At 36.8% G+C, this 11547-nt stretch carries 4 protein-coding genes; 2 read left to right on the forward strand and 2 right to left on the reverse strand.

Going from position 1 to position 11547, the window contains the following annotated elements; all coding sequences use genetic code 11:
• The first annotated feature begins 59 nt into the window (after nucleotides 1-59).
• Nucleotides 60-3815: a PD-(D/E)XK nuclease family protein gene (locus tag FC65_RS05010; protein WP_056971788.1), complete on the forward strand. Its 3756-nt coding sequence runs from the start codon at nucleotides 60-62 to the stop codon at nucleotides 3813-3815.
• Nucleotides 3812-7948, forward strand: coding sequence for a helicase-exonuclease AddAB subunit AddA (gene addA / locus FC65_RS05015; RefSeq protein WP_056971789.1), 4137 nt, complete (start codon nucleotides 3812-3814; stop codon nucleotides 7946-7948). The genes FC65_RS05010 and addA overlap by 4 nt, the downstream gene beginning before the upstream one ends.
• 69 nt (nucleotides 7949-8017) lie before the next feature.
• Here addA and FC65_RS05020 read toward each other — a convergent pair whose 3' ends face one another.
• Nucleotides 8018-10669 carry a YfhO family protein gene (locus FC65_RS05020; RefSeq protein WP_056971790.1) on the reverse strand — a complete coding sequence of 884 codons (2652 nt, stop codon included), beginning with the start codon at nucleotides 10667-10669 and terminating at the stop codon, nucleotides 8018-8020.
• A gap of 275 nt (nucleotides 10670-10944) precedes the next feature.
• Complete coding sequence (locus tag FC65_RS05025) at nucleotides 10945-11181, reverse strand: hypothetical protein (RefSeq protein ID WP_010496281.1); 237 nt, start codon at nucleotides 11179-11181, stop codon at nucleotides 10945-10947.
• Between the last annotated feature and the right edge of the window lie 366 nt (nucleotides 11182-11547).

The raw sequence follows: 11547 nt of genomic DNA on the forward strand, positions 1-11547 counted from the left end.
GATTTTATGACGAACTAGCACCACGCGTATACTATATAAAAAAGAATGGAGGGATCACGGTGAGTTTAGGGTTTATTTATGGTAAGGCGGGAACTGATCGGCAGAAACTTGTTTTACAACAACTGGAAGAGTGGCAAAGTTCTGCCAGTGTTTCAGAAATATTTTATATCGTACCTGACCACATTAAATTTGAATCAGAAGTTAATGTTTTAGATTATTTACGACACCAAAAAGGAGAGATGGAAAAAATGTTTGCATCTGCCAACGTGCAGACTTTTTCATTTAGTCGTTTGATGTGGTATTTTTTGAAAGAACAACCAGCTTTAACCAAAACACGTTTGACTCCAACAGGACTTTCTATGATCGTGACCCATATTTTGCATGAACTTGATGAAAAAGAACTTTACGTTTTTACTCGTGAGAGAAATAGTCCTGGGTTTAGTAAAAAATTAGCCGAACAAATAGTAGAGCTTAAATTAGGTGGTTTTTTACCAGAAGATTTAGAACAATTTGCTAAAAATTTACAGACAAAAGATAAAGGAGAACAAGTTGATCTTGGTCAAAGATTACATGATCTTTCACTAGTTTATACGAAGTTTGAAAAATATATTGCTGGTCAATACTTAGATACGGCAGAAAGCTTGGATGAGTTGATCAATTATTTGCAAACAGTTGATTTAAGTCAGTCTTGTTTTGTGATCGATGGTTTTACAAGTTTTAATGCTAAAGAAAAAGAAGTTATTTCAGTGTTGATGCAAAAGGCTGCTGAAGTCAGAGTTAGTTTGATCTTGAATCATAAATATGTTGATAGTAAACCTGAAACAAGTGATTTGTTTTATCAAACCGGTAAAATCTACTATGAGTTAACACAGCAGGCTAAAGCGTCACATGTAGCACGAATGGTCGATAAAAGAGCAGCAGATTCTCGGGTATCAGCTGATTTGACCAGCCTCGAAGATTTTTGGATAGATTCACAAACGTTTTCTCCGCCAAAAAAGTATTACTTAGAAGATGCCCAGAGTTTGTCTTTGACAGAAACATCTGACCGTGTACGTGAGATTCGTTATGTAGCCGCAAAAATTAGAAATCTTGTTTTTACGGGTAATTATAAGTATCACGATTTTCTGATTTTAACGCCACAGCAGGATAAATATCAGAATCTGTTGGAAAATGTGATGGATGAGTATGACATTCCAATTTTTACTGATTTGAATAAAACAATGCTTAATCATCCTTTAGTTGAATTTGTACTTGCTTTGTTTAGTGTGCAACAACAAAATTATTCCTATCGTTCAGTAATGAGATTGTTGAAAACCGAGATTTTTGTACCCAAGATCGACGAACCAAACTGGACTCTCGGAACATTCAGAAACACATTAGATCTTTTAGAAAATTGTATATTGCAAAATGGCTATTTTTATGAATCTTCGTGGAAAGATCCAGAGGATTGGGTCGTCGAAACTTGTGGTATGAAACCAAATGAGTCACCAGAAGAGCACCAAAAGCGTCAAGCTAATTTACCTAACAATCGTTTTGTAAATAAGGTCCGTCGGGAAGTATACCGGCAATTAAGTTCATTTTTCAAAAAGATCAACAAGGTTAAGACAGGACGAGAGTTTGCTGTTGAATTAATAAATTTCTTGGAAAAAATCGGTGTGCCGCAAACTTTACAGGGTTGGCAAGTTAGTGCCGCTAAGGATCTTGAAAATGACCCTACTCGTTTAAGTGGTTCGGTCAGCGATGTTTCTCGGCATGAAGAAGTCTGGAACACCTTATGTTCTTTATTAGATGAGTATGTGACAGCTTTGGGCGCAGAACCCTTGGATCTGGAAGAATTTATCGCTCTTATTCAAAACGGTTTTGATAATGCTAAATATAGTCAAGTTCCCTCCACTTTAGATCAGGTTATATTTTCTGAAAGCGGAGTAGTTCAAATGCAAAATAGGCGGGTGTTATTTTTTGTTGGAGTTACTGATGCTGTCATGCCGCGGACATTTGAAAATAATGCGTTGCTTTCTGATATAGATCGTGATGAGATAGAACAATTAACTGGCGAGGGATCTGCTGAAAAATATTTGACTGAAACAGCGGAGATTCGAATGGCGGAAGAACCGTTTGCGAATTATTTATCATTTATGGCGGTCAACTCGCGGATTTTCTTCACTTATCCGTTGAGTGATAATGATGGCCAGCCATTACGACTTTCACCTTATATTGAGCGGATCAAAAATGCTTTTTCTTTGCAGGTTCAACATCCTGAAAAACAGCTAGATCCAACAGCCGATAATATTATTGATTTGATTGGGACCAAGGCTACGACTTTGGGTGAACTGTTGTCGGTAAGTCGAGATGCTTTTCATAATGGAAAAGATCTTCACGCAACTTGGCGAGGTCTTTATCGTTATTTATCAGCGACTTATAACCAACGAACAACACAGCTTTTTAAAAGTTTAGGTTTTTCTAACGATGTGTTGCCAGGCCAGTCTGAAAAAGCTGATGGTCATAAATATTTAGATCCTGAAATAGTTCATGGTTTATATGGCGACCAGATCAATACTTCGATCTCTAAGTTAGAAACTTTTTTTGCTGATCCCTACCAGTACTTTTTGCAATATGGGTTAAAATTGCGCCCACGGCAGGAGTTTTTACTTCAACCGGCTGATACCGGAGAATATTTTCACTTTATTATGGAGTATTTTTTCCGGAATATCCTCAAGCAGGGCAAAACTTTGGCGGAAATCAGCAGTAACGAATTCGATGAATTAATGGCAAAGACATTGCAACAAGTTTCAGAAGAATTTGGCGGGAAGATTTTTTCTTCCACAGCAAGGTATCGATACACTCAGCGCCAATTGACTCATACGGCTGACCAAGTGATTCACGCGATCGCTAGACAACGAAAGAAAAGAAAAATCTATACAGTCAAAACTGAAACGTCATTTGGAGATCAAACAGGACTTCCTGCGCTGGTTTTTGCAGATCCAACAAGTAAGGACAATGCTTCAAAAATGAATTTACGTGGACGGATAGATCGGATAGATCTCGTTGAAGGTCAGGACGGAAAACTTTATTATAACGTGATAGATTACAAGTCTGGTGATCCGGAACGAAAAATGGATCATTTTTTACTACGTGCTTTTAATGGACTCTCTTTACAGTTATTGACTTATCTGCGTGCTTTACAGCAGGCGGCTGATAATGGTGATTTGACCAATATGTTGAATGGTTCTTCGAATTTAGCACGACAATTAGTCCATAATAAGAAAGACCCCGAGTTGGGTAGTGCTTCATATTTGCATCTATTTGATCCAATAATTAAAAAAGAAAGCAAAGATCATGCCCGTGAATTAGATAAAAATTATATGTATAAAGGGATATTCCGTCGCGGAGCAGATGCTTCTAATGAAGAAAACGGCTTTCTTTTAGCTTTGGACCAAGATTTGGAATCAGCTGCGCAAATCGGTGGTTCAGCGTCATCTGATAACTATCCTGTTAAATATGTTAAGAGTAAGAAGGATTTTAAGACAAGTACTGCCAAAAGCCTGTTATTGACGATCAACCAAATCAGAGAATTGCTGTTATACAATGATTTGAAAATAGAAGAGGCGCGCAAAAATATTTTTGCCGGAGTGATCGACTTAGCCCCTTATCGTTTAGATAATAGTACTGGACTTGACTATTCGGATTATCAGGAGATCATGATGTTTGATCCGCTGCTCGACCGAAATAACTACCGTAAGATAACTAAAATGTCCGATGAAGAAATCTGGAGTGAAATACAAAAAATGATCAAAGAAAGGGGGGCTACAGATTGAGTGTTGAGAAAAAAAGCAGCTTCAAACCGACACCCGGCCAGTTTAAAGCCATAGAACATCATGGACATGATGTTTTAGTGGCTGCATCTGCTGGTTCCGGTAAAACCAAAGTCTTGATCGAACGTGTCTTAAAACAAGTGATCGAGCAGAAAGTTGATCTTTCTTCCATGCTAATTGTGACTTTTACTGAAGCAGCAGCAAAAGAAATGCGCGAAAGATTGACTAAGGAATTACAAAAACGATTAAGCCAGCAATTAGGATCTGGAAATATTCAACAAACTGAACAGCTCAAGTGGTTGCGCAGACAGCTATCTGCGGTCAATGTAGCTGATATCAGTACCATTCATGCTTTTTGTCTGCATTTGATCCAAAAGTATTATTATACAGTCGATATCGAACCTGATTTCAGACTGGTTTCGGATGATACAGAAAGGACCCTGATCAGAGATGATGTTTGGGATACAGTGCGCGAAAGTTTTTATCAACAGTTAGAGGATTCTTATCAAAATAATTCTTCAATGACAGAAAATGAACGTGAGGATGCACAATTATTTGAAAAGCTTCTCCAGATTTTTGCTAAAGATCGTGATGATGCTGACTTTTCTGAGTTAGTGATGAGAGCGGATGAGTTTGCGAGTGCAACCAGTGATCCTGAAAAATGGCTTTTAAATCTGAGCAATTCATACCAGATCGATGAAGGACAGGACATTGTAAATAGCTTGATCTGGCAAAATTCTTTAAAAGGGATCATTACCGGGCAACTGGATGAAATAATAACTAATGTTCAAAAACGTAATGATTTATATGAAAAAAAGCTGCGATCTGAAATGGAGTCATACTGGTCAGATGAAGTCAGCACGGATCTTAAGGATTATGAGAAAAAGAAACAAACTCGTTTTGAAAAATATGCTAAAAAGGCGCAACTGCAGGCAGAGGAACTAACTGCTTTGAAAAAATTGCGTACGGCTGTTACAAATGACCAGCCATATAAACAGATCAAGAAATTAGCTGAAAATTGTTCGTTAAGTGGGAAACCTTCCTTGGTCAAGTGTTCAGGCGAAACGAAACCGAATGATCTTAACGAAAAGGCTGTTTTAATAAACGAACAAATGAAGAAATTGCAAATGGCTGCTAGCGACCAATTAACTAAACATTTATTAGTTGATTATTTTGCCTTATCTGACTCGGAACTAGTTTCATTATTGAGTAAATCGAAAAAATTATTAATAAAATTTGGGCAAATAGTCATTTCTTTTAGAAAAGAATATCAGAAAGAAAAGAAAAGAAGGCATCTCCTAGATTTTAATGACCTGGAACATTATGCTTTAGCAATTGTTTCTTCACCAACTGATGAAAGTCGCCAGATCCGTGCAATGTTGCAGAAACGTTATCATGAGATCATGGTCGATGAATACCAGGATACTAATGGTGTCCAGGAAGCTTTATTGACAGCCATTCAAGATCCACAGCAAGGGAACATGTTTATGGTCGGTGATGTTAAACAATCGATTTATCGTTTTAGACAAGCGGATCCGGCGTTGTTTAATCGTAAATATCATGATTTTGCCGAACTTAAGGAAGATGAAACTCTCACAGATCAACCAGGAGAAAAGATTATCCTAGCTGAAAACTTTCGCTCAGTTCAAAATGTTGCTGATTTTACGAATCTTATTTTTAGACAGATCATGGATGAAAAAATCGGTGAGATCAGTTACGATGACAACGCGAGTTTAATCGCAGGAAATCTTAGTTATCCACCCCAAACAGCACATTTGTCGACTGATATCTTAGTTTATGAGTCGCAAGAAGAACAAGACGAGCAAGAAGAGCAGATCGAAGATGATTTTGAAATTGACAGCAAAGAGCAGGGTCAGATTTATTTAGTTGCTAATAAGATCAAAAAACTGATCAATGAAGAACACAAAGAGATCTTTGACCGCGATAGTGGACAAATGAGACCGTTAGAATATAGCGATATAGCGATCCTGGCTTCGACTCATGGAGATAGTCTGTTGATTGCCGAAGAATTCAAAAATTTAGAGATCCCAGTCAATGTTGATAATACAAATAACTACTTCAAAACGATTGAGATCCAGATCATGATGTCTTTATTGGAAGTTATTGATAATCCACATCAGGATATACCGTTAGTCGCTGTTTTACGCTCGCCATTATATCAATTTGATGAAAATGAACTAGCCTATTTGCGTATTCATTTGCAAAAGGGAGATTTCTATCAAACTTTAACTGATTTTCGCTATCATTTTGAAAAAAAGCAGAATGAAGATGAGTTCAAAAAAGATGAACGGTCTGAGAAAATATATCATAAAGTGACTCGTTTTTTGGATGACTTGACTAGTTTCCGTGTCCGCGGACGGCGTAATGACTTAGCAACTTTGATCTGGTCAATATATTCGCGTACCGGATTTCTCGATTATGCTGGTGGAATGCCAGGTGGTCAACAAAGGCAAGCAAATTTGCATGCTTTATATGAGCGAGCAGCTGATTATGAAAAAATGAGTTATAAAGGAATTTTTCAATTTGTTCGTTTCATAAAAAAGATGCAAGAAAAAGATCATGATCTAGCAGAAATGAGTGTCCAAGACGGTAATAATGCAGTTTCGTTTATGACGATCCATAAAAGTAAAGGGTTAGAGTATCCCGTGGTGTTTTTGATCAATGCTCATAAGCAATTTAATTTACGTTCGATATCTAGTAAACCATATGTTCTTGATGATAAATTGGGTATGGGGATCGATTATGTTGCAACTGAAATTGAAGATGGACGAGAAATTCAAGTTAAAACACCGACACCAGTTAAAGTTGCTATTAAAGAAAAGGCAACTCAAAAGGCTATAGCGGAGGAAATGCGCAAGTTATACGTTGCTTTAACAAGAGCAGAACAAAAAATTTACATTGTTGGCGAATCTAAGACCGCTTTAACGGCCTTAGAAAACTGGGTCGGACAAATTGTTGCCGATCAATTAGTTTTGAGTGACGCTAGTCGTAAAAGGGCTGGTTCTAACTATTTGGATTGGATCGGGGCGGCAATTATTCGATCAAAAGAGTTTTCTTCTGCAAATATAAAGCGCTATACGCTAACAGCTGAAAATGAGAAGCAAACGCAAGATGGAAAAAGCATTATAGAAAACGCAGATAAAGATCAGATCGACTTACTTCAAAAAATTAGAGAGCTTAAAGAACAAGCACCAGAGGTCCTGAAAGATAGTCCTGCCAAATTCAAAGTTGAATTTTGGGATAAACGCAGACTGCAAAGCGATATGGGGATAAGTCAAGCCAAAATTACCGAACAGGCTGCACAATGGGCCAAACGCCAGTCTCAAAGTGGACAATTACCGGCAGATTATTCGGCACTGATGGAATTTAAATATCCTGATACGCAATTAACCATGACTACAGCATATCAGTCTGTAACTGATATTAAACGATTGTTTGAAGATCCAGATAATGATTTAATGGGACAAGTCAATATTGATCAAGTAGGGAATTCAAATCAAAACAAGGATCAGAATGACGAAAAACGTGCACTTTATCTGCAGCATGGTTTTGAGCGACCGTTATTTATGATGGAGGAAAATAATGTCACACCTGCTCAAGTCGGGACTGCCACGCATTTAGTATTCCAAAAATTGCCCCTTACCGGTACTGTTACTAGAAAAGTAGTGGAACAGGTAATAGCAGATTTATGTGAAGACGGTCTGTTAAGCAATTCTTTGGCCGCTAAAATCAGCATTGATGGAGTAGTCGGTTTATATCAAACTAAACTTGGTGCAGAGATTTTGCAAAATCAAGCAGCTTTACAGCGTGAAGCACCGATCGCTATGTTGTATCCAGCAGGCAAGCTGTTTGATGGTTCACAGTTCAGAGATGTTGAACAACCTGTGCTGATCCATGGTATTATCGATGGGTATTTCACAGACGAACAAAATAAAACAATTTTATTTGATTATAAAACCGACCATGTTCCGGCAAATGGCTCACAAAAAGTCGCAGAGTCTTATCGTGGACAGCTAAATTTATATGGTTTAGCTTTGCAAAGTATTTTAGGAAAAGATGCTAGGATCGAAAAGTATATTTACTTAGTAGAAACTGGTGAAGTTATTAGAATTTAAAGAAGTTCACTAACCAAAATAAGCTGCTGTATATCCCTGATTTAGGATACACAGCAGCTTATTTCTTGCTTACATATTTTGTTGTTTTTTACTGCGCCATTCGATGACTGTTAGGATCAAAATTGAAAGCAATGAAATTAACAAGCCTTGGTAGAAATAAGGTGGGGTAAATTTCATTGTGACAGTGTGCTGACCTTTAGAAATATTTGCTCCAATGAAAGTGTTTTGTAACTTAAATGTTGGCACCTTTTTTCCATCGATCTTGACCGTCCAGCCTGATGAATATGGAATCGTTGTTGCAAAAATTTGGTTATTATTTTTGATATTGATCTTACCAGACAAATGGCGGTTATTGATTTCTTTGACATGCCAAGACTGTTTCTTTATTTGCTGCAACTTCTTGTTTGCTTGCTGGCTATCCAACCGATATAAAACAAAGTTCTCTAGAAATAAAGAGTCCTTTTTAAATCTGGTCGTTATCGTTACTTCATTGTTTTTAGAATGATCAGCAATATTTAAGATAACGGTATGACGGAATGTACCATAGTGGTATAAAGAGTGACTACCAGTATAAGTTTCAACGTTTGTTTCTTCCATTCCAGGTCCAAAAGTGAGGTAATATGGATCATTTGTCTTAGGAGTAAATTTGAAAATGACTTGTGCTGGGTCTTTCTTATTTTTCTTTTTCAATAAGGAACCAGTTAAATTTACTGTTTTATCTGCATTTTGAAAAACAACCTCATTAAAGTTCTGCGCAGTGAAATATTTAGTTGTCGGCCAAGTACCTGTTGCCGCATTTAACCAGTTGGTCTGATAATTTACAGGGTCATTGATAGGTAACTTGACATTTTTAAGCGCTTCGTTGGCACTATATCCGACCGATGCAGCCAGCGGGTTCTTATAAATTTTTGTCAACTGCTGGTTTTTGACCAGCTGATAGCGCTGGATCTCAGGCTTAACAGTTAATGGAGTCAATGCTTTTTTTTGTGCATTTTTTTGATCAAGCTCGCTGCTATCTTTAGGAGCAGTAAAATATTTCATGCCCAGTAACGAATCGCTGATCAATGATCCATTTGAATAAGTTACATAGTTATCGCCGTCGGGGTCGCCTAGTTGGCCATAAAAATCAGGAATACTTTTTTCTAAAGCTGAACTGAAATAAGAACCCGTATTCAAATCATGTGCGATCCCATCATTTTTAGTTCGTGAATAAGTTTGCCCCGTACGATAAAAACCGGGATCTATCTTAGACAAAGTCTTGCTGTCGTTTGCCAAGGCTTCGGATGGATCAGCATACTCTTTTTGACTTAAATAGCTAATATTGTTCAAAGAAAGAATAGCATTGGCAAAAGTTTCACCACCAACAACTAAAAAGAGCAATAATATCTTATTTATCCTATTTGATCGAACGTTGCCTGGACGTATCAATAGTAAAGTTAATGTCGCTGTTGCAAATAATGTTGAACAGATCAGAGTTTCTTTCGATATAAATGACAATTTTTTCATGTTACGCCAAGATAAGAAGATGACCCCTGCGTATAATAAAGCTAAGACTAAAACTTTGGCTGCTGAGATATCTAATGAACTTTGATAGTTAAGTGCCGCCAGATAAATCATCCAGAAACTGACTAAAAAGGAAAAACGATATGGATACCAAACAGGAAATTGCATTCCGTGCCATAAAAGATCAAGCGGCTCGAAGCACATTGAAAGAAAAAGAAAAGCCGTGATCAAAAAGGAACATAAACGAGTTTGCCATTTAAACGTTCTATTTAAGAAATAGAGTAGGAAACCAAACAAAACCAATGAACCTACAAAAATGTTAGGGAGTCCGGTTGACATTTGTTTGAAGTTAAAAGAGCCGACTAATAGTTTAGACAGCATTTGCAGCGGAGGATACTCTATTTTGGCATGGATCACGTTAGTTGTATATTCTCCCTTGCTGCTTTGGAGAGAAAATAAGGTCGGCAACAATACAAGACAAGCTAGACCGGCACTCAACAGTGACCTGCTAATAAATAAGAAAGAATCTTTAATAGTATGTCTGATAGATACAAAATTATCGGTCTCAGTCCAGATGAAAAACAAGATCAGGAAAAGTGCGATCATATAACCCATGTAGTAATTAGAAATGAACATCAAGGCAAGCCATAACGAGTAGGAAGTGCCATGTTGATTTTTAAGTAATTGTAATAACGAATTAATTATCAAAGGTAGAAAAACTAAAGCATCGACCCAGAGGAGGTTCAATTGGTTGGCGATCGCCCAGCCCATTAAAGCATAGACGGTAGAAAAAAGCGGCAGCAAAATGTTTGATTGGATCTGCTGCTTTTTAAGCAAACGCCCAAAAGTATAACCAGAACAGCCGTATTTAAGTAAAGTCACTAACATTACTCCGGCAGTGATAGATTTTCCAGGAAAGAACAAGAATAATAGATTAAAGGGGCTCAGCAAATAGTAGGCGAATTCACCAAACATTTCTCCACCGATCGCTTTATTAAAAGAATAAAAAAAGTTACTTGGATCATGAAGTATAGAATTCCTAAAAAAAGCAAAGAAATCAATATATTGTTGGCCTAAATCAACGGTCAATAAGGTGTTCTGACCAAAAGGCGCCATTTTACGATAAATAAAGTATCCAAGCATCAAGATGACGGGGATACAAAAGCTAAGCATTAAAGGATAGTGTTTTTTTACATAAGCGGTGATTTTGATCTTCATTAGAAAGTTACCTTCCAAATATTAAATTATTCACTTAAAGATAGTGTTAACAACAAGCATATTTAATGTTATCTATCTAGATAACTTAACAAGGATAACACAGTTATTTTTGAATTTCAGCAAATGACGTCAGCTTAAATATAATCTTAACCCATGTATAAGTACCAAAAAAAGGCCCTATGTCGAGACCAATAAAAAAGATTTGTGCTGGGCACAAATCTTATCATCAATTATCTTAATATAGAATGCGTTTGCAAGAACGATTACATTTTTTCTTAAACTAAAATTTCACGCTCAACAAATTCGCAATGTTCTTTCTTTTCTGTTTGATCTTCAAGTTCGTTGATCTTTTGGCATTCAAAGAGAAGTGTTTTCATATCTTGACCGCTCAATGTATATGCTTCACCAACTTCAGCTACCCTTGGATGGTATTTCTTTAGTGCGCATGCATTGTCTTCATCAACGTACACATCGAAGTCACCGAAATTTGCCTGATAATTTAGTTTGTTCATAATAAGGTCACTCTCTTTCTTTCAAAATCTGACTTCATTGTACAACTTTATTTTTTGATGTAAAGGGTTTCACAATCTTTTTGTTAGTTTTAGGAGCACTAAAAGGGGCATGTGTGCCCACGATTGGGAAATAGACAAATATTAAGAAAAGGTAAAGTTTAATTAATTGTAGAAAACCTTTTCTGCTAGGGAATTGCGCAAAAAGTTTCATTCTGTCTTCTAGTTAACGATAGCGAAATGCTCAAAAAAAGATATCAGACATTTCAGACTAAGCTAGTGTCAAGGAAAAACACTTAACAAAAAATAAAAAACCTGAATTATTCATACTTTTTGTCTTGGCAGATTGTAAAATTTAAGTTGAACATT

This window comes from Ligilactobacillus acidipiscis DSM 15836, assembly GCF_001435755.1.
GTDB classification, from domain to species: Bacteria; Bacillota; Bacilli; order Lactobacillales; family Lactobacillaceae; genus Ligilactobacillus; species Ligilactobacillus acidipiscis.